Here is a 24,971-nt window from a genome sequence, read left to right on the forward strand (position 1 = left end):
CCCCGTGCCTGCGCAACACCCCCGAAAAGCGGGGGATTTCAGCATTACGGGGCACTTCTTCACCGGAGGGGGCGCGCGAGGTCGAACATCCGTGTAGCTTCCGGTGCACGACGGACCGGCCGGGGGACAGCCCCGGCGGGAGCGGGGTCGGGACGCGGGGACTCGGGGGGACGCGGGGGATGCCCATGGGAGTGCGGCTCATGGTGGTCGACGACCACCGCTTGCTCGCGGAGGCGCTCGCCTCCGCGCTGAAACTGCGCGGGCACCGGGTGCTCGCCGCCGCGGCTCCCGCCGCGGGCGCCGCCGATCTCGTGGTGAGCCGGGCGCCGGAGGTGTGCCTGCTCGGCACGGCGGCCCCGGCCGAACCCGGCGCCTTCGACCCCGTCGTGAAGATCCGCAGGGAACGCCCGCAGACGGCGGTGCTCGTCCTCGGCCCGGTGCCCAGCCCGCGCGGTATCGCGGCGGCGTTCGCCGCCGGGGCCTGCGGTTACGTACGGCACGACGAGCGCATCGAGGGCGTCGAACGGGCCATCATGAAGGCCCGCGCGGGCGAGGCCGCCGTGGCTCCCGGCCTCCTCCAGGGCGCATTCGACGCGCTGCTCCACCCCGAGGCGGAGCCCGACGACGAGGGCCGGCGTCTCCTGCACCTGCTGACCCGCCGCGAGGTCGAGGTCCTGGCCCGGGTCGCGGAGGGCGAGGACACGCGCCTCATCGCGGCCGAAATGGGCATCGCGCCCTCCACGGCCCGTACCCACGTGCAGCGGGTCCTGATGAAACTCGGTGTCGGCTCCCGCCTGGAGGCCGCGGCGCTCGCCGCCCGCACCGGCCTCCTCGACCACGCCCTCCCCCTCCTCGGCCCCCGGGACCCCGGCACGGGCTGACGGCGGCAGGGGAGCGAGCGGCGCGAGACGGGGCCGGCGCGGGGAGCGGGCGGCGCGGGACGGGGGCGGCGCGAAAGGGGGCCGCCCCCGCCGGGCAAACGTGCCCGGCCGGAACGGCCCCCGTGCCGGAGGATCCCGCTACTCCTCGCGGTTGAGGTCCTCCACGATCTCCTCGACCGGCGGCGGCGTCTGCGGGCGCCACACCATCCAGGCCAGGAAGAGCAGCCCGAGGACGAGCATCCCCAGGCCCGTCCACAGGTTGATGTTGATGTCCTGGGCCTTGGCGAGGTCGGCGTCGGACGCGGTGATGCCGGTGATCGTGACGATGATCCCGTAGACCGTGAAGAGGCCGCCGATGATGAGGCGTACGTCGAAGAGGCGGCTCGCGGTGGCGGACTCGCGTTCCAGCCGCTCGACGGCCTCGATGTCGTCCAGGTTCGCGGGCTTCGCGGTGTGCGGGGCGCCGGGGGTGTTGTCGTCTCTGGGGTTGCTGTGATCGCTCATGGTCGTGTCGTCCTTGCCGGTTCAGACGGGGCGGGGCGGCCGGGGGCCCGGGGGCTCAGAGGGAGAACGGGATGTAGCACAGGGCCGCGAGGATCAGCGCGCCCCAGCCGAGCAGCGCCGGCTTGCGGTACCAGGCGTCGTCGCCCTCGGCGGGCGGCTCCTCGACGCCGGGCGACTTCGTCCCGTACACGAGCCCCTGGAGTTCCGCGGCGGGCTTCGGCTTCGTCACCATCGTCACGACGACCATGACGACCGCGCCGACGACGAAGGCGACGATGGAGGAGACGAAGTTCGCGCCCTGGTCGGTGGGGATGCCGATGACGCCCTGCTTGTACAACCAGAAGTAGTTGACCATCGCGGCGACGGTCCCCGAGAGCAGCCCCCAGAACCCGGCCGCGCCGGTCGTCCGCTTCCAGAACATCCCGATGATGAACACCACGAACAGCGGGACGTTGAAGAAGGAGAACAGCGTCTGGAGGTAGTTCATGATGTTGCTGAAGCCGGAGGCGATGAACGCCGTCCCGATGCCGACGACGACGCCGACCGCGGTGACGACCCTGCCGACCTTGAGGTAGTGCGCGTCGGGCATGTTCGGCTTGATGTACGGCTGCCAGATGTCCGTCGTGAAGACGGTGTTGAACGAGGAGATGTTCGCGGCCATCCCGGCCATGAACGCGGCGAGGAGCCCGGTCACGGCGATGCCGAGCACCCCGTTGGGCAGCAGGTCGCGCATGAGCAGCGGGATCGCGTCGTTGAACTCGAAGTCCCCGCCCTGCTTGCCGATCGACGGCTCCAGGATGAGCGCGATGAGGCCGGGGATGACGACGATCGCGGGGATGAAGATCTTCGGGAAGGCCGCGATGAGCGGGGTGCGCTTGGCGGCGGAGAGGTTCTTCGCGGAGAGCGCGCGCTGCACCTCGGCGAAGTTCGTCGTCCAGTAGCCGAAGCCCATCACGAAGCCGAGGCCGAGGACGATCGTCAGCCAGTTGGCGCCGAGCGGGTTGTCCGAGCCGATCCCGGTGTTCTGCCAGGCCGTGAGGAAACTGTCCCCCTTCGAGGCGTCCAGCTTGTCCGAGATGCCGCCCCAGCCGCCGACCCGCTTGAGGCCCACGATGGTGAGCGGGATGAGCGCGGCGAGGATCACGAAGAACTGGAGGACCTCGTTGTAGATCGCCGAGGAGAGCCCGCCGACGGTGATGTAGACGAGGACGAACGCCGCGGCGACGACGATCGCCACCCACTGCGGCCAGCCGAGCAGCGCTTCGAGCACGATCGCCATCGCGTACAGGTTGACGCCGGCGATGAGCACCGCGGACACCGCGAAGATGACCGACGACAGCAGGTGCGAGGACTTCCCGAAGCGGTGCAGGAGGAACTCCGGCACCGAGCGGACCTTCGAGTTGTAGTAGAAGGGCATCATCACGAGGCCCAGGAAGACCATCGCGGGGACGGCCCCGATCCAGTACCAGTGCACGGTGTAGGCGCCGTACTGCGCGCCGTTCGCCGCCATGCCGAGGATCTCCGTGGCGCCCAGGTTCGCCGCGACGAAGGCGAGACCCGTCACCCACGCGGGCAGGGAGCGCCCGGACAGGAAGAAGTCGAGGCTCGTCTTCACACTGCGCCGCGCGGCGAAACCGATGCCGAGGACGACGACGAAGTACAGCCCGAGGATCGTGTAGTCCAGCCAGTTGGTCGGGAGTCTGAGCCCGTCCGCAAGGTACATGGGGGGAACTCGCTTTGCGCGTTGGGGATGAGGGAACGTGCGGGAGCGGTCGGAGTGGTGCTTCTTACGGGCGGGCGCCTGCCCGTGCTCGCGCGCGACGAACGCCTTTCGTGGTGTTCTTTGTTCGATCGTGATGTTTCTCTGGTGCGGGCCGGGCCCTGCAGAGCGCGGGTGAGGTCGCCCGTCGCGTGGTGCCGCCCCCGTAGACGTGGTTTGTTATGTTGAATTATGTTCGTTACGAGGTGACGGTGCGGCGGACGACGCGGCGACGCCCCACCCGCGCGCGGCGATCCGCCCTCTCCCGGTGCGGCGATCCGCCACCCGCGCGCGGTGATTCGCGAGAAAGAACGGTTGCCTTGAAGAAGACCCCGACCCGGCTCGCCGACGGCCGCGAGCTGATCTACTACGACCTCGACTCGACCGGCGTACCGCGCGACGCCGTCGACAAGCGCCCGCTCGACCCGATCGCCACCGCCTCCGAGACCCGCGCGGACCCGCTGCTCGGCGACACCGTCGCGATCGCCTCGCACCGCCAGGGCCGTACGTACCACCCGCCGGCCGAGCTGTGCCCCCTCGACCCGACCCGGGACGGCGACCACCTCACCGAGATCCCCGACTCCGGCTACGACGTCGTCGTCTTCGAGAACCGCTTCCCCTCGCTCTCCGGCCCCACCGGGCGCTGCGAGGTCGTCTGCTTCACCCCGGACCACGACGCCTCCTTCGTCGACCTGGACGAGGCCCGCGCCCGCCTCGTCCTCGACGTGTGGGCCGACCGCACCGCCGAGCTCTCCCGCCATCCGGCCGTGCGCCAGGTCTTCCCCTTCGAGAACCGGGGCGAGGAGATCGGTGTGACCCTCGCCCACCCGCACGGGCAGATCTACGGCTACCCCTTCGCCACCCCGCGCACCGCCCTCATGCTCCGCTCGGCCGCCGCGCACAAGACGGCGACCGGCGGCGGGAACCTCTTCGACCACGTCCTGGCCGGGGAACGCGCCGCCGCGGAACGCGTCGTGATCGAGGGCGAGCACTGGACCGCGTTCGTCCCGTACGCCGCGCACTGGCCGTACGAGGTGCACCTCTACCCGCACCGCCGCGTCCCCGACCTCACCGCGCTGGACGAGGCGCAGCGCGCCGAATGGCCCGTCATCTACCTCGACCTGCTCCGCCGCTTCGACCGGCTCTTCGGTCCCGGGGCCGGCCCCACCCCGTATATTTCCGGCTGGCACCAGGCGCCCTTCCTCACCCCCGAGGAGTACGCCGCGTTCGGCACGGGTGCGGGCGAGCCGCTGGAACGGGCGGACTACGCGCTGCACCTGGAGCTGTTCACGATCCGCAGGACCACGGACAAACTCAAGTACCTCGCCGGTTCCGAGTCCGGCATGAGTGTCTTCATCAACGACGTGCCGCCGGAGAAGGCGGCCGAGCGACTGCGAGAGGCGGCGCACGCGTGAGCTGCCAGCGACTTCGGAAGGACGGGCGCGCATGAGCGGCCACTACCTCGTCACCGGCGGGGCCGGGTACGTCGGGAGCGTCGTCACGGCGCACCTGCTGCGCGCCGGGCACCGGGTCACGGTCCTGGACGACCTCTCGACGGGCTTCCGCGCGGCCGTCCCCGAGGGCGCCGCCTTCATCGAGGGACGCATCCAGGACGCGGCGGCCCTCCTGCCCGAGGGCATCGACGGCGTCCTCCACTTCGCCGCCTCCTCGCAGGTCGGCGAGAGCGTCGAGAAGCCCGGGAAGTACTGGGGCAACAACGTGGGCGGCACGCGCGCGCTCCTCGACGCGATGCGCGAGAAGGGCATCGGCCGCCTCGTCTTCTCCTCGACCGCGGCGACGTACGGCGAACCCGTGCACACCCCGATCGTCGAGACCGACCCGACGATCCCCACGAGCCCCTACGGCAACACGAAGCTCGCCGTGGACCACATGATCGCCGACGAGTGCCGCGCCCACGGCCTCGCCGCCGTCTCGCTGCGCTACTTCAACGTCGCCGGCGCCGACGGCGAGTCCGGCGAGCGCCACGACCCCGAGTCGCACCTCATCCCGATCGTCCTCCAGGTCGCGCAGGGCCGCCGCGCCGCCGTCTCCGTCTTCGGCGAGGACTACGCGACCCCGGACGGCACCTGCGTCCGCGACTACATCCACGTCGCGGACCTCGCCGAGGCCCACCTCCTCGCCCTCAAGGCCGCGGCCAAGGGCAGCCACCTCATCTGCAATCTCGGCAACGGCACCGGCTTCTCGGTGCGCGAGGTCATCGAGGCGGCCCGCGAGGTCACCGGCCACGCGATCCCCACCGAGAGCGCGCCGCGCCGCGCGGGCGACCCGGCCGTCCTCGTCGCCTCGGCCGAACGCGCCCGGCAGGCGCTCGGCTGGCAGCCCTCCCGCACCGACCTGACCGGCATCGTCGCCGACGCCTGGGCCTTCGCCCAGCGGCTCGCGGAGGCGGCCCGGTGAGCGAACTGATCCCCGGCCAGGCCAACGGCCCCGCCCCCGCGCAGGACACCGCACTCCCCGAGGACACCGCCCTCGCGCGCGCCGACGAGGTCGCCGCCGGGTTCCGCGAGCTGTACGGGAGCGAGCCCGAGGGCATCTGGGCGGCCCCCGGACGCGTCAACCTCATCGGCGAGTACACGGACTTCAACGGCGGCTTCGTCATGCCGCTCGCGCTCCCGCACACGGCGGTCGCCGCCGTCAGCGCCCGCACGGACGGCGTGCTGCGCGTCCACTCGGCCGACATGGCGGGCCCCGCGCTCCGCCTCGACCTCGCGACGCTCGCGCCCGGCGCCGACACCGGCTGGGCGGGCTACCTCACCGGCGTCGTCTGGGTCCTGCGCACCTCCGGCCACGACGTGGGGGGCGCCGACATCCACCTCGCCTCGACCGTGCCCACGGGCGCCGGGCTCTCCTCCTCGGCCGCGCTGGAGGTCGTCACGGCGCTCGCGCTCAACGACCTGTTCTCCTTCGGCATCGACCGCGCCGAACTCGCCCGGATCGGGCAGCGCGCGGAGAACGACTTCGTCGGCGTCCCGACCGGGATCATGGACCAGACCGCCTCGGCGCGGTGCGCGGCCGGGCACGTGCTCCACCTGGACACCCGCGACCTGAGCGCCCGCCACGTCCCCTTCGACCTGCCCGCGCACGGCCTCGAACTGCTCGTCTTCGACACTCGCGTGCAGCACGCGCTCGGCGACGGCGCCTACGCGGAACGCCGCGCCGGCTGCGAGGAGGGGGCCCGGCTGCTCGGCGTGGACCAGTTGCGGGACGTGCCCTTCGCGACCCTGCCGCAGGCCCTCGGCACCCTGGACGACGAGCGCGTGCGCCGCTACGTGCGGCACGTCGTCACGGAGGACGAACGCGTCGAGACCCTCGCGCGGCTCCTCGACGCGGGCGAGATCCGCGCCGTCGGCGAGATCCTGACCGAGGGCCACCGCTCCCTCCGCGACGACCTGCGCGTCTCGGCCCCGGAGCTGGACCTGGTCGTGGAGACGGCCGTGGCGGCCGGGGCGCTCGGCGCCCGGATGACGGGCGGCGGCTTCGGCGGCTCGGCGATCGTGCTGGTGGACGCGGGCCTGGCGGAGCCGGTCGAGGCGGCGGTACGGGCGGCGTTCGCCGAGGCGGGCCACCGGGAGCCGCGCGTCTTCCCGGCCGTGCCCAGCGAGGGAGCGCGCCGGGTGCGCTGAACCGCGCGCGGGACGGCGGCGCCCGGCGCGTGGGACGCCGGGTCACCACCGTCCCGCGGGCCCCCCGGGCCGGGGTGTTTCGGGCGGGAATCGGGGAAATCCTCTCCTGGAACGAGCCCGCGTCCGTACTCTGAGGCGGGGTCACCTCCGTCAGGGGACGGAGGGAGGGGGAGGCCGTGATGCGTACGAGAGTGCTGGTCGTGGACGACCACCGGATCTTCGCGGAGTCGCTCGCCGCCGCGCTGGCGGCCGAGCCGGACGTGGAGGTGGGCGCGGCGGGCAGCGGCCCGGCGGCGCTGCGCAGCCTGGAGCGCGCGGCGACCGAGAAGCGCCCCTTCGACGTCGTCCTCGTCGACGCCGACCTCGGCGTCAGCCCCGAGCCCCGCCGGATCCGCCCGCGGCCGGACGCCGCCGAGGAACAGCCGCTCGACGGAATCTCCCTGGTGGGGGGCCTGCGCGCGGCCCAGCCCGGCGTGCGCACGGTGGTCCTCGCCGAGCGCGACGACGCGCGCCGCGCGGCGCTCGCCCTCCAGGCGGGGGCGAGCGGCTGGGTGGCGAAGGACTGCTCCCTCTCGCGGCTGCTCACGGTCGTACGGGGCGTGCTGCGCGACGAGACGCACCTGCCGCCCGCCCTGCTCACCGGGGTGCTGCGCGAACTGACGGCGGCCCGCCGCCATCGCACCGAGTCGGAGCGCCTGGTCGAGTCCCTGACGCCGCGCGAACGCGAGGTGCTGCGCTGCATGGTCGCCGGGCTGGGCCGCAAAGCGGTCGCCGACCGCCTCTACCTCTCCCCGCACACGGTCCGCACCCACATGCAGAACGTCCTCGGCAAGCTCGGCGTCCACTCCACGCTGGCGGCCGTCGCCCTCGCCCGCCGCGCGGGCGTCGGACCGGTGGACCAGCGCGGCGCCTGAGCCGGAGGCGTACGGCACGGCGGCGCCGGACACCGCGACCCGGCCGCGCGGTACCGGCGCGGTGCGCTCAGCCCTGGTGGGCGAGGTCGGCGGCGGTGAGCCCTTCGAGGGCCATGCCGGTCTGGAGCGCCTCGGCCATGCGGCGGCTGATGCGCTGCCGCAGAGTGACGGCGAGGTAGCGGGTGAGGAGCAGGGGACGGGCGGCCAGGTCCTCGGCGAGGCGCAGCGCGCGCGGCAGCACCTCCTCCAGCGGCAACACCTCCGCGACGGCGCCCCACCGCTCGGCCTGCTCGGCGGTGAAGGAGCCCTGGGTGAGCGCGAGATGGCGGGCGCGGTTGACGCCGAGCGCCTCCTCCCAGGCGATCTGGATGCCGTCGCCGGGGACGATGCCGAAGGTCAGGTGCGGGAAGTCGGAGAAGACGGTGGTGTCGGCGGCGAGGACGATGTCGGCGAGAAGGGCGTACTCGCTGTGCACCGAGACGGGCCCGTTGACCGCCGCGATGACGGGCATCTCCAGGTCCACGAGCCGCTGGAGGACCCGGCGGCCCTCCGCGAGGGTGCGGTCCCACTCGGCCGGCTTGGTGATGGCGCCCAGGCTCGCGCCGTCGATCTCGGTCATGAAGCGGTCGCCGGTGCCGGTCAGGACGAGGACGCGGTTGTCGCGGTCCTCGCCGATCTCGAAGAGGGCGCGCGGGAAGTCGGTGTGGGTCCGCCCTGTGAAGGTCGCGGGACCGCCGTCGGTGTGGAAGCGGACGGTCAGGACGCCGGAGTCGGTACGGCTCATGGCGAGGTTCTCGAAAGCGGTGAAGTAGGCGGGTGCCTGCGTGGTCATGAAGGGCTCCTCGGTAAGGGCGGGCGGGGGGGTCCCGCTCCGTGCCTCCCATTCGACTGCGGGCCGTACCGGAAGGAAAGCCGCAGGCCAGAGGGGTTGCCGAGGAGCGCCATAAGGAAAGCTGATAGCCCCTTGGCGCGCCTGGCACACGCGCCGTCCGGACGCTCCCGCCGCGCCGCCCGCCCTCCTCGCGCCCGCCCCCTCCCGCGCCCCCGCGCCGCCGCGCCCCGTCCCGGCCGCCCTCCGTTCCGCCGTGTCGCCCCGTGCCCCCGCCCGGGTCGCGCGCTGTTCGTGGTGCCATGGAGGCATGGAGATCCGAGCGATGCGTGCCTTCGTGGCGGTGGTCGAGGAGGGCGGCCTCTCGGCGGCGTCCCGCCGGCTGCACCTGAGCCAGCCGGCGCTGTCCCAGACCGTGAACGCCCTGGAGCGCGAGTTCGGCACCCGCCTGCTGCTCCGCTCCTCCACCGGCGTCCGCCCGACCGAGGCCGGGCGGACCCTGCTCGTGGAGGCCCGCGAGGTCCTGGCCCGCTACGACCGCGCCCTCGCCGCCATGGCCGTCCACACCGGCGGCGGGGAGCCGGTGCTCCGCATCGGCATTCCGCTGGAGCTGCCGGCCGGCCTGCTCTCCCGCCCGCTCCTCGCGCTCGCGGAGGCCCACCCGGCGACGCGCGTGGAGGCCCGGCACCTCTCCTCGGCCGCGCAACGGGCCGAGCTGCACCGGGGCGGTCTCGAACTGGGCCTGCTGCGCGAGCGCCCGCCGGGGCGGGAGTTCGACGCCATGCTCGTCGCGGAGGAACGGCTCGGGGTCCTGCTCGCCACGGAGCGCGCGGCCGAACTGGCCGGGCCCGACGGCATCCGCCTGGACGCCCTGCACGCGCTGGAGTGGGCCGGCTTCCCCCGCTCCGGCAGTCCCGACTGGTACGACGAGGTCACCGCCGTGCTGCGCGGCCACGGCATCGACCCGGGGGCCGAGCCGCCCGAGGGCGGGCCGCTCATCGCGGAGGTGAAGCTCGCCGCCGTCAGCGCGGGCCGCGCCTTCACGCTCGCCCCGCCCGGCTGGTCCCAGCCGCTGCCCGGCGCCGTCACGTGGTACCCGCTGACCGGCCATCCCCTCGTACGCCGTACGTGGGCGGTGTGGGACGCGGGCTCCCACCGCCGGGACCTCGGCCACCTCGTGGCCGCGCTGGAACCGCCGCAACGGTGAGGCGCGGGGCGGTACGCGGCGGGTCTCAGCCCGGGGAGTTGTCGAAGGGCGCGGTCAGGCGGCGGAGCAGCCCGGCGAGGTCGTGGCGCTGGTCGCCGGTCAGCTCGGCGAGGAGCGCGCGTTCCTGGGTGAGGAGACCGGCCAGCGCGGCATCGGCGCGTTCGCGGCCCTCGGGCGTCAGGCGGACCAGGACGCCCCGGCGGTCGCTCGGGTCGGGCAGGCGCGCGACGAGGTTCTTCTTCGTGAGGCGGTCGATGCGGTTGGTCATCGTGCCCGAGGTGACGAGGGTCTGGGTGAGGAGCTGCCCCGGCGAGAGCTGGTACGGCTGCCCCGCGCGCCGCAGCGCCGTGAGCACGTCGAACTCCCACGTCTCCAGGTGCAGCTCGGCGAAGGCGAGCCTGCGGGCCCGGTCCAGATGACGCGCCAGCCTGCTGACGCGGCTGAGCACCTCCAGCGGCTCCACGTCGAGGTCCGGGCGCTCCCGGCGCCAGGCCGCGACCAGCCGGTCGACCTCGTCCTCCATGCCCCCAGTGTAGAGGGTCGCTCGACATGAAGTCTCTTGACGTCGAGATAACTCGGCTCCATGATGACAGCACCCGATCCTCCGCGAGGGAGGTGCCGCCGTGCCGCCGGCGGAGCGCGACGCGCAGCGGGACCCGGCCCGCCGGTCCGCCTCCCGCCCCGCCGCCCTCGCCCCGCCCCGGCCCCCGGACCGGCCCGTGTCAGGAGTACGAATGCCCCTCGCCCCCACCTGGGACCCCGCCCAGTACCTGCGCCACTCCGGGCACCGCGCCCGCCCCTTCGCCGAACTCCTCGCCCGCGTCCCCGAACCGGCCACCGACCGCCCCCGCGTCGTGGACCTCGGCTGCGGCGCCGGGAACGTCACCGCGCTGCTCGGCGCCCGCTGGCCCGCCGCCCACGTCACCGGGCTCGACAACTCGCCCGCCATGCTGGAGCGCGCCCGCGCCGAGCACGCCGGACCGCTCGACGGCGGCGGCTCCCTCGACTTCGCCGAGGCCGACCTCACCGGCTGGCACCCCGACCGCGGCTACGACCTCATCGTCTCCAACGCCGCCCTCCAGTGGGTCCCCGGCCACCTCGACCTGCTCCCCGCCTGGGCCGGGGCCCTCCGCCCCGGCGGCACCCTCGCCTTCCAGGTCCCCGGCAACTTCGGCGCCCCGAGCCACGTCCTCATGCGCGAGACCGCCGCCCTGCCCCGCTTCCGCCCCCTGCTGGACGGAGTCCTGCGCCACGACGACGCCGTCGCCGCGCCCGCCGACTACCACGCCCGGCTCACCGCGCAGGGCCTCGCCGCCGACGTCTGGGAGACCACCTACCTCCACCTCCTCACCGGCGAGGACCCCGTGCTCGATTGGGTCAAGGGCACCGGACTGCGCCCCGTCCTCGACGCGCTCGCCCCCCACCCCGAGGCCCGCGCCGACTTCCTCACCACCTACCGCGACGCGCTGCGCACCGCCTACCCGGCGGGCCCGCACGGCACGGTCTTCCCATTCCGCCGCCTCTTCGCCGTCGCCCACGCCACCTGACCAGGGGGTACGAATGATCACCGCGCTCGACCACGTGCAGCTCTCCGCCCCACCCGGCAGCGAGGACGCGCTCCGCGCCTTCTACGCGGGCGTCCTCGGCCTCACCGAACTCCCCAAGCCGCCCGCCCTCGCCGCACGCGGCGGCTGCTGGTTCGGCAGCGGCCCCGTCCAGCTCCACCTCGGCATCGAGGCGGACTTCCGCCCCGCCCGCAAGGCCCACCCCGGCCTCCGCGTCACCGCCATCGACGCCTTCGCCACCCGCCTCACCACCCACGCCATCCCCGTCACCTGGGACGACAACCTCCCGGGCCACCGCCGTTTCTACGCCGACGACCCGGTGGGCAACAGGCTGGAGTTCCTCGAACCCGTCAGTGGCGGACTTTCCTGAGCGCTTCGCCGGTGATGTCGATGTCCATGTCGAAGGGCGACGACAGCTTCAGCCGCTCGTGGTGGATGCCGGTGAGGCTGTAGGTGTTCGTCAGGGGGTCCAGTTCGTACGTGCGGACCACCGGGTGCATGGCGTCGTCGGTCCTCTCGACGAGCCAGAAGTGCGGGATGCCGGCTTCGGCGTACTTGAGGGGCTTGTACCGGGTGTCGCGCCGACGGGACTCCGGGGACACGACCTCGATCACGAGCGTCAGGTCGGCCGCCGTGTAGCGGACCTGGTCCATGTCGTCCTCGGTCGCGTCACAGGCCACGAGCACGTCGGGTTCCGGCGCGTTCCCGGGGTCGAGTACCACTGTCATCTCGCGCTCCACCACCAGCCCGGCGGGGGCGTGCGCGCTCAGCCCCCTCACCAGCAGGTCGATCATGCGCAGATGGAAACGGCGCTGCGGACTCACGAAGATCAGGCTCCCGTCGAGCAACTCGGTGTGCGGCGGGAGATCAGGCAGCGTGAAAAGGTCCTCCACGGTCCACCCACCCGGGGGCGGCACCGGCCAGCGGTAACCAGCGTCCTGCGGGGATTCGGCGGTCATCGTTCCTCCCATGGACGCGAGTCTGGAGCGCTGGAGTCACCGTAACGGGCGCTTCGGCCGTGCGTCAGCACAAAGAGTGATCAACACCCCGAAGCTGACGCCCCGGCCTCCCGCCGCCCCGCCCCCTGAAGAGCCTCACTGGCGCCGGTGCCCTATCAACCGCGGCTTCTGCTCCATGCCGTCCAGCCCGTGCCATGCCAGGTTCACCAGGTGTGCCGCGACCTCGGACTTCTTCGGCTTGCGGGCGTCCAGCCACCACTGGCCCGTCAGCGCGACCATCCCCACCAGCGCCTGCGCGTACAGCGGGGCCAGCTTCTGGTCGAAACCGCGGTTCTTGAACTCGCTGCCCAGGATGTCCTCGACCTGCGTCGCGATATCGCTGATCAGCGAGGCGAACGTGCCCGTCGACTGCGCCACCGGGGAATCACGGACCAGGATGCGGAAACCGTCCGTGTACGTCTCGATGTAGTCCAGGAGCGCGAAAGCCGCCTGCTCCAGGAGCTCCCTGGGGTGCCCCGCCGTCAGGGCACCCGTCACCATGTCCAGGAGCTGCCGCATCTCGCGGTCCACCACGACCGCGTACAGCCCCTCCTTGCCGCCGAAGTGCTCGTAGACCACCGGCTTGGAGACCCCGGCCTTCGCCGCGATCTCCTCCACCGACGTCCCCTCGAACCCCTTCGTGGCGAACAGCGCGCGCCCGATGTCGAGCAGCTGCTCCCTGCGCTGCGCACCCGTCATCCGGGTACGGCGCGCCCGCCGGGACTTCTCCCCGCCCGCAGCGGGGCCGCCCCGGCCCGGAGCACCACCCCGGCCCGCGGCCCCCCGGCCGGAACCGCTCCGGCCGGAGGAAGCACCTTTGCCGGGAACACCCGAGACCCCTGAGACCGCATCCGTCGCCACGGTCCCATCATGCCGGTTCGGCCGCCTTGTCCCTGCGCCGGGAGCGAATACGTTCCGCCGAGGGCCAGCGCACGTCGTGCACCCAGCCCAGTCGCTCCATCCAGCGGATGATCCGCGCCGAGGAGTCGATCTGCCCGCGCTCGACACCGTGCCGGGCCGAGGTGGGGTCCGCGTGGTGCAGGTTGTGCCACGACTCCCCGCAGGAGAGCACCGCGAGCCACCACACGTTTCCCGAACGGTCCCGCGAACGGAACGGCCGCTTGCCCACCGCGTGGCAGATCGAGTTGATCGACCACGTCACGTGGTGCAGCAGCGCCACCCGCACCAGCGAGCCCCAGAAGAACGCCGTGAACGCCCCCCACCACGACCACGTCACCAGCCCGCCGACCAGCGGCGGCGTCAGGAGCGAGACGAGCGTCCACAGCGCGAACTGCCGCGAGACCCGCCGGATCGCCGGGTCCTTCACCAGATCGGGCGCGTACTTCTGCTGCGGCGTCTGCTCCTCGTCGAACATCCACCCCAGGTGCGCCCACCACAGCCCCTTCATCAGGGCCGGCAGCGACTCCCCGTACCGCCACGGCGAGTGCGGGTCGCCCTCCGCGTCGGAGAACTTGTGGTGCTTGCGGTGATCCGCCACCCAGCGCACCACCGGCCCCTCCACCGCCATCGAACCCGCGATCGCCAGCGTCACCCGCACCCACCGCTTCGCCTTGAAAGAACCGTGCGTGAAGTAGCGGTGGAAACCGACCGTGATCCCGTGGCAGCCCAGGAAGTAGAAGAAGACCATCAGGCCCACATCGAGCCAGCTCAGCCCCCAGCCCCACGCCAGCGGCACCGCCGCGAGCAGCGCCACGAAGGGCACCACGATGAAGGCCAGCAGCGCGAACTGCTCCACCGAGCCCTTGCGGTCACCCCCCATCGTCGCCGCCGCCGGAGCGCCCGGCTGCTGCTTCTCTTCCGTCCCCGCCTCGGCGGGCGATGCGGTCGAGGTCATACGAACCCCTTGCGTCTGTAGAGGATTGTGTGTCGTCAAAGGTCCCGTGTCGAGGGTCGGGCGCGCGATCCCGACCCACGCCCGTGCGTACGGCGCGAACCGTGTGACGAGGTCGTGCGTGTGGGAAGCCGTGCGACCGGGAAGATCCCGTTCCGTAGACCCGTACACGTAGATACGCCCGAGCGGCGGCAGACTCGCGGCACCACGCCACGGCGTGACCACGCACAGCTCCGCTCCTCCGGATACGTAACCTACGGTGACGAAAGTATGGCAGCGCGCAGCGCTCCGGCAAGAGGCCGAACGCCTGTGCTGTCCGTACGCCACTTATGGTGGGGACGGTCGGACAGCGCGGTCCGCTCGGAAACCCGCCCGGGCCCCACCGCCCGGGTTCCCTCCTCTCCAGCCACCACACTGCAAGGAGCCGCACCTGTGAGCAGTGCCGACGACCACCGTCTTCCCGCTCCGGCCGCCGCACCGGAACTGCGCGCCGACATCCGCAGGCTCGGCGACCTCCTCGGCGAGACCCTCGTCCGCCAGGAAGGCCCCGAACTCCTCGAACTCGTCGAACGCGTGCGCCACCTCACCCGCAGCGACGGCGAGGCCGCCGCCCGTCTGCTCGGGGAAACCGAACTGGAGACCGCGGCGCAGCTCGTGCGCGCCTTCTCCACGTACTTCCACCTCGCCAACATCGCCGAGCAGGTCCACCGCGGACGCGAACTGCGCGAGCGACGCGCCGAGGACGGCAGCCTCCTGGCCCGCACCGCCGACCGCCTCAAGGACGCCGACCCCGAACACCTGCGCGAGACGGTCGCTCACCTCAACGTGCGCCCCGTCTTCACCGCGCACCCCACCGAGGCCGCCCGCCGCAGCGTCCTCAACAAGCTCCGCCGCGTCGCCGAACTCCTCGACACCCCGGCCAGCCCCGCCGACCGCCGCCGCGTCGACACCCGCCTCGCCGAGAACATCGACCTCGTGTGGCAGACCGACGAACTCCGCGTCGTGCGCCCCGAACCCGCCGACGAGGCCCGCAACGCCATCTACTACCTCGACGAACTCCACGCCGACGCCGTCGGCGACGTCCTCGAAGACCTCAGCGCCGAACTCGAACGCATCGGCGTCAAGATCCCCGACGACACCCGCCCCCTCACCTTCGGCACCTGGATCGGCGGCGACCGCGACGGCAACCCCAACGTCACCCCGCAGGTCACCTGGGACGTCCTGATCCTCCAGCACGAGCACGGCATAAACGACGCGCTCGAACAGATCGACTACCTCCGCGGCCTCCTCTCCAACTCCATCCGCTACACCGGAGTCACCGAGGAACTCACCGCCTCGCTGGAGAACGACCTCGCGCACCTGCCCGAGATCAGCCCCCGCTACAAGCGCCTCAACGCCGAGGAGCCCTACCGGCTCAAGGTCACCTGCGTGCGCCAGAAGCTGGAGAACACCAAGAACCGCCTCGCCAAGGGCACCCCCCACGAGCCCGGCCGCGACTACCTCGGCACCAGCGAACTCCTCACCGACCTCGCCCTCGTCCAGGACTCCCTGCGCGCCCACCGCGGCGGACTCTTCGCCGACGGCCGCCTCAGCCGCATCATCCGCACCCTCGCCGCCTTCGGCCTCCAGCTCGCCACCATGGACGTCCGCGAACACGCCGACGCCCACCACCACGCCCTCGGCCAGCTCTTCGACCGCCTCGGCGAGGAATCCTGGCGCTACGCCGACATGCCCCGCGAGTACCGCGCCAAGCTCCTCGCCAAGGAACTCCGCTCGCGCCGCCCCCTCGCCCCCACCCCCGCGCCCCTCGACGCGGCCGGCGAGAAGACCCTCGGCGTCTTCCACACCGTCCACCGCGCCCTCGACGTCTTCGGCCCCGAAGTCATCGAGTCCTACATCATCTCCATGTGCCAGGGCGCCGACGACGTCTTCGCCGCCGCCGTCCTCGCCCGCGAGGCCGGCCTCATGGACCTCCACTCCGGCTGGGCCAAGATCGGCATCGTCCCGCTCCTGGAGACCACCGACGAGCTGCGCGCCGCCGACACCATCCTCGACGACATGCTCTCCGACCCCTCCTACCGCCGCCTCGTCTCCCTGCGCGGCGACGTCCAGGAGGTCATGCTCGGATACTCCGACTCCTCCAAGTTCGGCGGCATCACCACCAGCCAGTGGGAGATCCACCGCGCCCAGCGCCGCCTGCGCGACGTCGCCCACCGACACGGCGTACGCCTGCGCCTCTTCCACGGCCGCGGCGGCACCGTCGGCCGCGGCGGCGGCCCCAGCCACGACGCGATCCTCGCCCAGCCCTGGGGCACCCTCGAAGGCGAGATCAAGGTCACTGAGCAGGGCGAGGTCATCTCCGACAAGTACCTCGTCCCCTCACTCGCCCGCGAGAACCTCGAACTCACCGTCGCCGCCACCCTCCAGGCCAGCGCCCTGCACACCGCGCCGCGCCAGTCCGACGAGGCCCTCGCCCGCTGGGACGCGGCCATGGACCTCGTCTCCGAGGCCGCCCACACCGCCTACCGCGACCTCGTCTCCGACCCCGACCTCTCCGCCTACTTCCTCGCCTCCACCCCCGTCGACCAGCTCGGCGACCTCCACCTCGGCTCCCGCCCCTCCCGGCGCCCCGACTCCAGCGGCGGCCTCGACGGACTGCGCGCCATCCCCTGGGTCTTCGGCTGGACCCAGTCCCGCCAGATCGTCCCCGGCTGGTACGGCGTCGGCTCCGGCCTCAAGGCCCTGCGCGAAGCCGGCCTCGACGGCGTCCTCGACGAGATGCACGAGCACTGGCACTTCTTCCGCAACTTCCTCTCCAACGTCGAGATGACCCTCGCCAAGACGGACCTGCGGATCGCCCAGCACTACGTCGACACCCTCGTCCCCGACGAGCTCAAGCACATCTTCGACCTCATCAAGACCGAGCACGACCTCACCGTCGCCGAAGTCCTCAAGATCACCGGCGGCGAACAGCTCCTCGACTCCAACAAGCCCCTCCAGCAGACCTTCAACATCCGCGACGCCTACCTCGACCCGATCTCCTACCTCCAGGTCACCCTCCTCGCCCGCCAGCGCGCCGCCGCCGAGGCGGGCGAGGAACCCGACCCGCTCCTCGCCCGCGCCCTCCTCCTCACCGTCAACGGCGTGGCCGCCGGGCTCAAGAACACCGGCTGAGCACCCCCGCGGAACAAGCCCCCGCACACAGAACCGGCCCCGGCGACACCACGTCGCCGGGGCCGGCCCCGTATCCGTATCCGCATCCGTGACAGCGCTCAGGAGTTGTACGACCCCTGAGCCCGCTCCAGACCCTCCGTCACCAGCGCCTCCACCGCGTCCGCCGCCCGGTCCACGAAGTAGTCCAGCTCCTTGCGCTCCGCCGACGAGAAGTCCCTCAGCACGAAATCCGCCACCTGCGTCCGCCCCGGCGGCCGGCCGATCCCGAACCGCACCCGGTGATACCCCGGACCCATCGCCTTCGTCATCGACTTGAGCCCGTTGTGCCCGTTGTCGCCGCCGCCCAGCTTGAGCCGCAGCACCCCGTAATCGACGTCCAGCTCGTCGTGCACCGCCACGACCCGCTCCAGCGGCACCTTGTAGAAGTCCCGCAACGCCGTCACCGGCCCGCCCGACAGGTTCATGAACGAGAGCGGCTTCGCGATCACCACCCGCGTACTGGACACCCCCGGCACCCCGAGCCGCCCCTCCACGACCTGCGCCTGCGCCCGCGCCGCGCGCTTGAAACGCCCGCCCAGCCGCGCCGCGAGGAGATCGGCGACCATGAACCCCACGTTGTGCCGGTTGCCCGCGTACTCCGGGCCCGGATTGCCGAGCCCCGCCACCAGCCACGGCGCGTTCTCGTCCGCACTCGCTGCCATACCGTCCTCCACCACCGTTCCTGCGTACGACGGCGGGGTGGCACGCCCACCGGACGCACCACCCCGCCACCACGGTCCCCGGGAGCCCGCGGGCCCCCGCGAGGGCTCAGCCCTCCTCGGACGCGCCCTCCTCGGCGGCACCCTCGGCCGGGGCCTCCTCGGCCTGCGCGGCCAGCACCTGGATGACGACCGCGTCGGGCTCGACGGCGAGCGAGACGCCCTCGGGAAGCTTGATGTCCTTCGCCTCGATCGAGGCACCCGCCTCCAGACCGGCGACCGAGACGGTCAGCTGCTCCGGGATGTGGGTGGCCTCGGCCTCGACGGGCAGCGAGTTGAGGACGTACTCCAGGAGGAACTGGCCCGGGGCCAGGTCGCCCTCGGCGAGCACGGGGATCTCGACCTGGACCTTCTCGCCGCGGTTCACGAGGAGCAGGTCGACGTGCTCCAGGAAGCCCTTGAGCGGGTCGCGCTGCACGGCCTTCGGGATGACCAGCTCGTTCTTGCCGTTCAGCTCGATGGCGAGCAGCACGTTCGAGGTCTTGAGGGCCATCATCAGCTCGTGACCCGGAACGGTCACGTGCACGGGCTCGGTGCCGTGGCCGTACACGACGGCGGGAACCTTGCTCTCGCGGCGGATGCGGCGGGCCGCGCCCTTGCCGAACTCGGTACGGGTCTCTACGGCGAGCTTGACCTCGGCCATGGCTCTTCTCCTCAACAGACGGTTCACAGGGGCGGTCACCCGGCCACGAACGGCCTGCTACGAAGAGCGCGTCGATAACGGAGCGCCGGACCCGAGTCCCTGAGAACGGACGGGGCGGCCTCCCTCGCCGAGCAACTCTCGCGAGTCTACCCGGCCGGGAGGCCGCCCCGGAAATCGATCACCGGAAGCGGGGAACCCCCGTGCAGAACCGTTCCTGCACCCGGAGGCCCACCCGCACCAAGGGCCTCAGCCCACCGGCTCCTCCTCGAAGAGACTCGTCACCGAACCGTCCTCGAACACCTCACGCACCGCACGCGCGATCGTCGGCGCGATCGACAGCACCGTGATCTTGTCCAGCTCCAGCTCACCCGGCGTCGGCAGCGTGTTCGTCAGCACGAACTCACTCACCTTCGAGTTCTTCAGACGATCCGCCGCCGGACCCGACAGCACCCCGTGCGTCGCCGTCACGATGACATCCGCCGCGCCGTGCGCGTACAACGCGTCCGCCGCCGCACAGATCGTCCCGCCCGTGTCGATCATGTCGTCCACCAGGACGCACACACGGTCCTTCACATCACCGACGACCTCGTGCACCGTCACCTGGTTCGCGACATCCTTGTCCCGCCGCTTGTGCACGATCGCCAGCGGAGCGCCCAGCCGGTCGCACCAACGGTCCGCGACCCGCACCCGGCCCGCGTCCGGCGACACGATCGTCAGCTTCGAACGGTCCACCTTCGCACCCACGTAGTCCGCCAGGATCGGCAGCGCGAACAAGTGATCCACCGGGCCGTCGAAGAAACCCTGGATCTGGTCCGTGTGCAGGTCCACGGTGAGAATCCGCGTCGCACCCGCCGTCTTGAGCAGATCCGCCATCAGACGCGCCGAGATCGGTTCACGCCCGCGATGCTTCTTGTCCTGCCGCGCGTAACCGTAGAACGGCACGATCACCGTGATGGAACGCGCGGAAGCCCGCTTGAGCGCGTCCACCATGATCAGCTGCTCCATGATCCACTTGTTGATCGGAGCCGTGTGGCTCTGGATCACGAAGCAGTCCGCGCCGCGCGCGGACTCACGGAACCGCACATAGATCTCGCCGTTGGCGAAATCGAAGGCCTTGGTCGGAACTATGCCGACACCCAGCTGGTGCGCCACTTCCTCCGCCAGCTCCGGGTGGGCGCGGCCGGAGAAGAACATCAGCTTCTTCTCGCCGGTCGTCTTGATTCCGGTCACAGCACTTGTCTCCTCGGACGAGTTCTTTCGCTGCTGCACCCGTCGGGCATCCCGGACCCCATCACGACACCCAGAACCAACGAGCCAGCCGAATCGCGTGCATCTATCACGGTACGCCGTGAAGGACGCACCTGTTTTCGGTCAGCTTTCGCCTTCCGACCCCCCGGACGAGTCCCCGGCCGCCTTCGCCGCCGCACTCCCGGGACGCTTACGAGCCACCCAGCCCTCGATATTCCTTTGCTGGCCACGGGCCACCGCCAGCGCACCCGCCGGCACGTCCTTCGTGATCACCGAACCCGCCGCCGTGTACACCCCGTCCCCGATCGTGACCGGCGCCACAAACATATTGTCCGAACCCGTACGGCAGTGAGAGCCGATCGTCGTGTGGTGCTTGTTCACCCCGTCGTAGTTCACGAACACGCTCGCCGCCCCGATGTTCGTGTGCTCCCCGATCGTCGCGTCCCCCACGTACGACAGGTGCGGCACCTTCGTCCCCGCACCCACCGTCGCGTTCTTCATCTCCACGTACGTCCCCGCCTTCGCGCCCGTCCCCAGCCGCGTCCCCGGCCGCAGATACGCGAACGGCCCCACGCTCGCCTCGTCACCGATCTCCGCCCCGGCCGCCACCGTGTTGTCCACCCGCGCGCCCGCGCCCACCACCGTGTCCGTCAGCCGCGAGTTCGGCCCCACCTCGGCACCGTCCCCCAGCCGCGTCGCCCCCAGCAACTGCGTCCCCGGGTGCAGCACCACGTCCCGCCCGAAACCGACCGTCACGTCCACGAAGACACTCGCCGGGTCGACCACCGTCACGCCCCCCAGCATCGCGGCCTCAAGCAGCCTCTCGTTCAGCACCCGGCCCGCCTGCGCCAGCTGCACCCGGTTGTTGATCCCCGCGATCTCCCGGTGATCACCCGCCAGCGCCGCCCCGACACGATGGCCCGCCCCGCGCAGGATGCCCAGGACATCGGTCAGGTACTCCTCGCCCTGCGCGTTGTCCGTGCGCACCTGCCCCAGCGCCTCGGCGAGCAGCCGCCCGTCGAAGGCGAAGACCCCCGAGTTGATCTCCCGGATCTCCAGCTCCTCGGGGCTCGCGTCCTTGTGCTCCACGATCGCCGTCACCGCGCCGGAGCCGTCCCGCACGATGCGCCCGTAGCCGCTCGCCTCGGGCACCTCGGCGGTGAGGACGGTGACGGCGTTGCCGTCGGCGGAGTGCGTACGGCACAGGGCGTCCAGCGTCGTACCGGTCAGCAGCGGGGTGTCGCCGCACAGCACGACGACCGTGCCCTCCACGGAGCCGCCCAGCTCGGCGAGGGCGGTGCGGACGGCGTGGCCGGTGCCGCGCTGCTCCTCCTGCACGGCGGTGCGGACCGCCGCGGCGTCCTCCGCGAGGTGCGCGGTGACCTGCTCGCGGCCGTGGCCGACGACGACGACGACCTCCTTGGGCTCCAGCTCGCTCGCGGCCTGGAGCACGTGGCCGACGAGGGTCCGGCCGGCGAGGCGGTGCAGGACCTTGGGCGTGGCGGACTTCATGCGGGTGCCCTCACCCGCTGCGAGAACGACGACGGCTGCCGGGCGATTGGTGGCACTCACGAGCGGGCCCTTCGGCTTCGGTGCGGATGACACCGGAACAATACCGGGGGGTGCGAGGGAGAACGCGGCAAAGGCCCTGACCTGGGGGTCAGGGCCTCGGGATGTCACGGGGAGTCCTTCGAACCTGCTCCCCCGCCAGGACTCGAACCTGGAAATAAGGCTCCAAAGGCCTCAGTGTTGCCAATTACACCACGGGGGACTGTTTAACGGGAGAATCGGACATATCGACTACCCGTCTTTGTGCGCCCCCTACTATGCCGTACCAGGCCCGCTCCATGCGACGGTACAAATCGTTGCTTTTCGTGACGCAGACGACGAGGCAGCCCCTGTAGTTCGCGCCGGTGTTCTGGCGGTTGGTCAGTGGGTTGTGGCGCTTGATGGTGGTGCGGTTGAACTCCTCGGCGGGGACCCCGGTCAGTTCCGCCCAGAAGGCCTTCGCGCCCTCGGCGTCGGCGGTCTCGTGGATTGCCAGATGGAGGTGCCAGCGGTCCCGCGCGACCTCGTTCAGCTCCAGCCAGTGCAGAAAGACGAGGATGACGTCCGGGTCGCTGTTGGTGAACTGGATCGCACGACGACCGGCGTGGCCCTTGTCCTTCATGCCCTCCGCCCAGTACAGCGCGACCCCTGCCGTCTGCAACTGTTCGTCGGACAGTGCTTCGGCTGCCGCGCGGGCCTTCGTGATCGCGTCCCGGTGTTCCTTCTCGGCGTCGGCCAGCGAGCGGAGCCGTACGGACCGCATGTGGTTCATGTGGGCATTGACGTCGCGCGCCGGTCTCGGCAGGTCCCTCACCCACAGCGAGACGGAACTCTTGGAGCAGCCCACCTCCTCCACGATCTGGTCGTACGTCCACCCCTTCAGGCGAAGTTCTCGGGCTCTGTCTCGTGCGTCTGTGCGTGCCGCGACCATGGGGACGATCTTCATGGCGGAATCACAGGTTCCGGCATGGTTCGGAGGGGTTTCGCCTGATCGGGTGAAGGGTGGGGGGTGTGCGCGGCGCGCGGGTGTCGTGTTGTGGGGTGGCGCACTCCCCCGGGATTCGGGACGGATCGCCCGTACGCTGGGGGCCATGACCACGACGGGGGAAGAGCGCCGGGCGGCCGGGGGGCCGTGGTGGTGGGGGCGATGGCGCAGTGCCGTGCTGGACGTGGGGCTCGCGGGGGTCTCGGCGCTGGAGTGCGGTGTCGAGGGGGCGGTGTTCGCCGACCGCGTGGGGCTGGGCGCGGCGCTGGGGGTGCTGCTCGGGCTGCTCGTGGGTCTGGTGCTCGTGCTGCGGCGCCGGTGGCCGGTGGCGGTGGTGCTGGTGGCGCTGGCGGTCTCGCCGGCCGAGATGGGGCTGGTCCTGGGTTTCGTGGGCCTGTACACCCTGGCGGCTTCGGAGGTGCCGCGCCGGATCACGGCGGTGCTGGCGTCGATGTCGGGGCTGGGTTCGCTGGTCGTGTCGCTCGTGCGCCTGGGGCAGCACGTGGACGAGGGCGGCGGGCCGACGACGCCGTGGTTCGCGCCGTCGATGGCGGTGCTGATGGCGCTGGGGACGACGGCGCCGCCGGTGCTGCTCGGGCTCTACGTGGGGGCGCGGCGGCGGCTCATGGAGAGTTTGCGGGAGCGTGCGGATTCGCTGGAGCGGGAGCTCCAGTTGCTCGCGGAGCGTGCGGAGGAGCGTGCGGAGTGGGCGCGGGGTGAGGAGCGGCGGCGGATCGCGCGGGAGATGCACGACGTGGTGGCGCACCGGGTGAGCCTGATGGTGGTGCATTCGACGGCGTTGCAGGCGGTCGTGCTGCGGGACCCGGAGAAGGCGGCGCGGAACGCGGCGCTGGTGGGGGACATGGGGCGGCGGGCGTTGACGGAGCTGCGGGAGATGCTCGGGGTGATGCGGGCGTCCTCGGGGGTGCCGGTGGCGCGGGTGGCGGAGCCGGAGCCGGTGGTGGCGGTGCCGGAGCCGCGTGCGGTGCTGGTGGAGGAGGAGCGGGGGCCCTCGCTGGCGGAGCTGGACGAGTTGGTGGGGCAGTCGCGGGCGGCGGGGATGGCGGTGGAGTTCTCGGTGGAGGGGGAGGGCGAGGGGTACGGGGCGCGGGTGGAGCGTACGGCGTACCGGGTGGTGCAGGAGGCGCTGACGAACGCGCACAAGCACGCGGCGGGGGCGGCGACGCGGGTGCGGTTGGCGCGGCGCTCGGGGGAGGTCGCGATGCAGGTGGAGAACGGTCCGCCGCCGGAGGGCGGGGTGGATGTGGAGTTGCCGAGCGGGGGGAACGGGCTGGTGGGGATGCGGGAGCGGGTGCTGGCGCTGGGCGGGGTCTTCGTGGCGGGGCCGACGGACGCGGGGGGTTTCCGGGTGTCGGCGGTGTTGCCGGCGGGGGAGTGAGGGGCCGGCTCAGTCGTCGGTGACGGTGAGGCGTTCGGGGGCGGTGCCGGTGAGGAGGGTGGTGAGGCCCTGGTCGATGTCGGTGCCGAGGTACCAGTCGCCGGTGTGGTCGAGGGCGTAGACGCGGCCTTCGTCGTCGATGGCGAGGGCGGCGTGGGTGGTGGTGTCGAGGCCGAGGGGGCACAGGCGGGTGCCGAGGGCGTGGCCGAGGTCGCCGAGGGTGCGGGCGAGGTGGAGGCCGTGGAGGGGGTCGAGGTCGAGGGCGGCGGGGGCGAGGTGGCGGCCTTTGGCGGAGGGATGGGGGGTGAGGCCGCCGAATTCGGCCCAGGCTTCGACGGCGGCGGGGGAGACGTGGTGCTGGTGTCCGGCGGGTGAGGTGTGGGCGCGGAGGGTGTCGGCCCAGATCTCGGCCTGGGCGATGTTCCAGCGTCCCGGGGTCCAGCCGGCGGCGCGCAGGGCGGTGTCGGCGGCTTCGGGGAAGCGTCCGGTGGGGGTTTCGGTGAGGGCGTCGAGTCCTTCGAGGCGGGTGAGTTCTTCGAGGGGGTGGGGCGGGTTCTTCATGGGTGGCCGGTCCGTGGTCAGTCCTGGGCGGGGTTGATGACGCGGACGCCGAAGTGTTCGGCGAGTGCGGTGCAGGAGCGGCAGGGCGGGGCGAAGGCGCCGTGGAGGGGGTCGCCGTCCTCGCGGATGTGCCGGGTGGTGAGTTTGGCGCCTTTGAGGGCTTTGCGGGCTTCGCCGGGGGTCATGGGGCGGCGGGCGGCGCGTTTGGAGCGGGCGGTGCGGGTGGTGTCGGCTTCGGTGAGGTGGCGGGAGAGGAGGACGGCTTCGGCGCAGCGTCCGGTGAAGCGTTCGCGGCGGTCGCTGGTGAGGGTGTCGAGGAAGTCCTGGACGAGGGGGTGCAGGGCGGGTGGCTGGTCGCCGCGGGCGCCGGTGCCGGTGAGGGTGGTGCCGCGTACGGAGAGGGCGGCGGCGACGGCGGGGAGGATGCCGTCGCGGCGGTGGCGCAGGGTGGGGGGCCGGTTGCCGTCGTGGCTCCAGTCCCACGCGGGGGTCGTGGGCGGGG

The 24,971-nt window shown here is 72.1% G+C and carries 24 protein-coding genes and 1 tRNA gene; 10 read left to right on the plus strand and 15 right to left on the minus strand.

What is annotated here, in order from left to right; all coding sequences use genetic code 11:
• The first annotated feature begins 185 nt into the window (after nt 1-185).
• Nucleotides 186-881 (plus strand): response regulator transcription factor, encoded by a 696-nt coding sequence (locus SSBG_RS17305; protein WP_037870027.1) that lies wholly within the window; start codon nt 186-188, stop codon nt 879-881.
• Nucleotides 882-1,019: 138 nt separating this feature from the next.
• Here SSBG_RS17305 and SSBG_RS17310 read toward each other — a convergent pair whose 3' ends face one another.
• Nucleotides 1,020-1,385: a hypothetical protein gene (locus SSBG_RS17310; RefSeq protein WP_008747391.1), complete on the minus strand. Its 366-nt coding sequence runs from the start codon at nt 1,383-1,385 to the stop codon at nt 1,020-1,022.
• Nucleotides 1,386-1,440: 55 nt separating this feature from the next.
• Nucleotides 1,441-3,108, minus strand: coding sequence for a sodium:solute symporter family protein (locus SSBG_RS17315; RefSeq protein ID WP_008747392.1), 1,668 nt, complete (start codon nt 3,106-3,108; stop codon nt 1,441-1,443).
• A gap of 356 nt (nt 3,109-3,464) precedes the next feature.
• On the opposite strand from SSBG_RS17315, the gene galT reads away from it, so the two are divergent.
• From galT to SSBG_RS17335, 4 genes are all read left to right on the plus strand, one after another.
• The gene (gene galT / locus SSBG_RS17320) at nt 3,465-4,559 is read left to right on the plus strand and encodes a galactose-1-phosphate uridylyltransferase (RefSeq protein ID WP_008747393.1); all 1,095 of its coding nucleotides are present in this window, start codon (nt 3,465-3,467) and stop codon (nt 4,557-4,559) included.
• 31 nt (nt 4,560-4,590) lie between these two features.
• On the plus strand, nt 4,591-5,562 hold the full coding sequence (gene galE, locus SSBG_RS17325; protein ID WP_008747394.1) for a UDP-glucose 4-epimerase GalE: 972 nt from the start codon (nt 4,591-4,593) through the stop codon (nt 5,560-5,562).
• On the plus strand, nt 5,559-6,788 hold the full coding sequence (gene galK / locus SSBG_RS17330; protein WP_008747395.1) for a galactokinase: 1,230 nt from the start codon (nt 5,559-5,561) through the stop codon (nt 6,786-6,788). The genes galE and galK overlap by 4 nt, the downstream gene beginning before the upstream one ends.
• Before the next feature lie 176 nt (nt 6,789-6,964).
• Nucleotides 6,965-7,702 (plus strand): LuxR C-terminal-related transcriptional regulator, encoded by a 738-nt coding sequence (locus SSBG_RS17335; RefSeq protein WP_037870028.1) that lies wholly within the window; start codon nt 6,965-6,967, stop codon nt 7,700-7,702.
• Between the two features lie 67 nt (nt 7,703-7,769).
• On the opposite strand, the gene SSBG_RS17340 is transcribed toward SSBG_RS17335, so the two are convergent.
• Entirely contained in the window at nt 7,770-8,534 is a 765-nt protein-coding gene (locus SSBG_RS17340; protein ID WP_008747396.1) for an enoyl-CoA hydratase/isomerase family protein, read from the minus strand.
• Between the two features lie 307 nt (nt 8,535-8,841).
• On the opposite strand from SSBG_RS17340, the gene SSBG_RS17345 reads away from it, so the two are divergent.
• On the plus strand, nt 8,842-9,738 hold the full coding sequence (locus SSBG_RS17345) for a LysR family transcriptional regulator (RefSeq protein WP_037870030.1): 897 nt from the start codon (nt 8,842-8,844) through the stop codon (nt 9,736-9,738).
• Nucleotides 9,739-9,763: 25 nt separating this feature from the next.
• Here the strand turns inward: SSBG_RS17345 and SSBG_RS17350 are convergent, their stop codons facing one another.
• Nucleotides 9,764-10,261 carry a MarR family winged helix-turn-helix transcriptional regulator gene (locus SSBG_RS17350; protein WP_008747398.1) on the minus strand — a complete coding sequence of 166 codons (498 nt, stop codon included), beginning with the start codon at nt 10,259-10,261 and terminating at the stop codon, nt 9,764-9,766.
• A 211-nt stretch (nt 10,262-10,472) separates the two neighbouring features.
• On the opposite strand from SSBG_RS17350, the gene SSBG_RS17355 reads away from it, so the two are divergent.
• Nucleotides 10,473-11,285 carry a trans-aconitate 2-methyltransferase gene (locus SSBG_RS17355; protein WP_037870032.1) on the plus strand — a complete coding sequence of 271 codons (813 nt, stop codon included), beginning with the start codon at nt 10,473-10,475 and terminating at the stop codon, nt 11,283-11,285.
• Between the two features lie 13 nt (nt 11,286-11,298).
• Nucleotides 11,299-11,673, plus strand: a complete 375-nt coding sequence (locus SSBG_RS17360; protein WP_008747400.1) for a glyoxalase — start codon at nt 11,299-11,301, stop codon at nt 11,671-11,673.
• Here the strand turns inward: SSBG_RS17360 and SSBG_RS17365 are convergent.
• From SSBG_RS17365 to SSBG_RS17375, 3 genes are all read right to left on the minus strand, one after another.
• Nucleotides 11,654-12,262 (minus strand): Uma2 family endonuclease, encoded by a 609-nt coding sequence (locus tag SSBG_RS17365; RefSeq protein ID WP_008747401.1) that lies wholly within the window; start codon nt 12,260-12,262, stop codon nt 11,654-11,656. The genes SSBG_RS17360 and SSBG_RS17365 overlap by 20 nt on opposite strands.
• A 135-nt stretch (nt 12,263-12,397) precedes the next feature.
• Complete coding sequence (locus SSBG_RS17370; RefSeq protein ID WP_008747402.1) at nt 12,398-13,000, minus strand: TetR/AcrR family transcriptional regulator; 603 nt, start codon at nt 12,998-13,000, stop codon at nt 12,398-12,400.
• 169 nt (nt 13,001-13,169) lie between these two features.
• A complete protein-coding gene (locus SSBG_RS17375; RefSeq protein WP_008747403.1) occupies nt 13,170-14,156 on the minus strand; it encodes an acyl-CoA desaturase in 987 nt (328 codons plus the stop codon).
• A gap of 429 nt (nt 14,157-14,585) precedes the next feature.
• Here SSBG_RS17375 and ppc point away from each other — a divergent pair, with 429 nt between their 5' ends.
• A complete protein-coding gene (ppc, locus tag SSBG_RS17380) occupies nt 14,586-17,327 on the plus strand; it encodes a phosphoenolpyruvate carboxylase (protein WP_008747404.1) in 2,742 nt (913 codons plus the stop codon).
• 98 nt (nt 17,328-17,425) lie between these two features.
• Here ppc and pth read toward each other — a convergent pair whose 3' ends face one another.
• The 6 genes from pth to SSBG_RS31400 all read right to left on the minus strand — a co-directional run bounded on the left by pth (nt 17,426) and on the right by SSBG_RS31400 (nt 22,470).
• The gene (gene pth / locus SSBG_RS17385) at nt 17,426-18,028 is read right to left on the minus strand and encodes an aminoacyl-tRNA hydrolase (protein ID WP_008747405.1); all 603 of its coding nucleotides are present in this window, start codon (nt 18,026-18,028) and stop codon (nt 17,426-17,428) included.
• A gap of 106 nt (nt 18,029-18,134) precedes the next feature.
• Nucleotides 18,135-18,728 carry a 50S ribosomal protein L25/general stress protein Ctc gene (locus SSBG_RS17390; protein WP_008747406.1) on the minus strand — a complete coding sequence of 198 codons (594 nt, stop codon included), beginning with the start codon at nt 18,726-18,728 and terminating at the stop codon, nt 18,135-18,137.
• A gap of 246 nt (nt 18,729-18,974) precedes the next feature.
• Nucleotides 18,975-19,958: a ribose-phosphate diphosphokinase gene (locus SSBG_RS17395; protein WP_007825819.1), complete on the minus strand. Its 984-nt coding sequence runs from the start codon at nt 19,956-19,958 to the stop codon at nt 18,975-18,977.
• A gap of 141 nt (nt 19,959-20,099) precedes the next feature.
• On the minus strand, nt 20,100-21,548 hold the full coding sequence (gene glmU / locus SSBG_RS17400; RefSeq protein ID WP_008747407.1) for a bifunctional UDP-N-acetylglucosamine diphosphorylase/glucosamine-1-phosphate N-acetyltransferase GlmU: 1,449 nt from the start codon (nt 21,546-21,548) through the stop codon (nt 20,100-20,102).
• A gap of 127 nt (nt 21,549-21,675) precedes the next feature.
• Nucleotides 21,676-21,747, minus strand: a tRNA-Gln gene (locus SSBG_RS17405).
• Entirely contained in the window at nt 21,733-22,470 is a 738-nt protein-coding gene (locus SSBG_RS31400) for a hypothetical protein (protein WP_078491335.1), read from the minus strand. Before SSBG_RS31400 ends, SSBG_RS17405 begins: the two co-directional genes overlap by 15 nt.
• A gap of 145 nt (nt 22,471-22,615) precedes the next feature.
• On the opposite strand from SSBG_RS31400, the gene SSBG_RS17410 reads away from it, so the two are divergent.
• A complete protein-coding gene (locus SSBG_RS17410; protein ID WP_037871559.1) occupies nt 22,616-23,908 on the plus strand; it encodes a sensor histidine kinase in 1,293 nt (430 codons plus the stop codon).
• A gap of 9 nt (nt 23,909-23,917) precedes the next feature.
• Here the strand turns inward: SSBG_RS17410 and SSBG_RS17415 are convergent, their stop codons facing one another.
• Complete coding sequence (locus tag SSBG_RS17415; RefSeq protein WP_008747409.1) at nt 23,918-24,469, minus strand: SUKH-3 domain-containing protein; 552 nt, start codon at nt 24,467-24,469, stop codon at nt 23,918-23,920.
• Nucleotides 24,470-24,486: 17 nt separating this feature from the next.
• A partial coding sequence (locus SSBG_RS17420) for a YwqJ-related putative deaminase (RefSeq protein WP_008747410.1) occupies nt 24,487-24,971 on the minus strand: 485 nt, incomplete at its 5' end.

It is taken from the genome of Streptomyces sp. SPB074 (assembly GCF_000154905.1).
Lineage (GTDB): Bacteria > Actinomycetota > Actinomycetes > Streptomycetales > Streptomycetaceae > Streptomyces.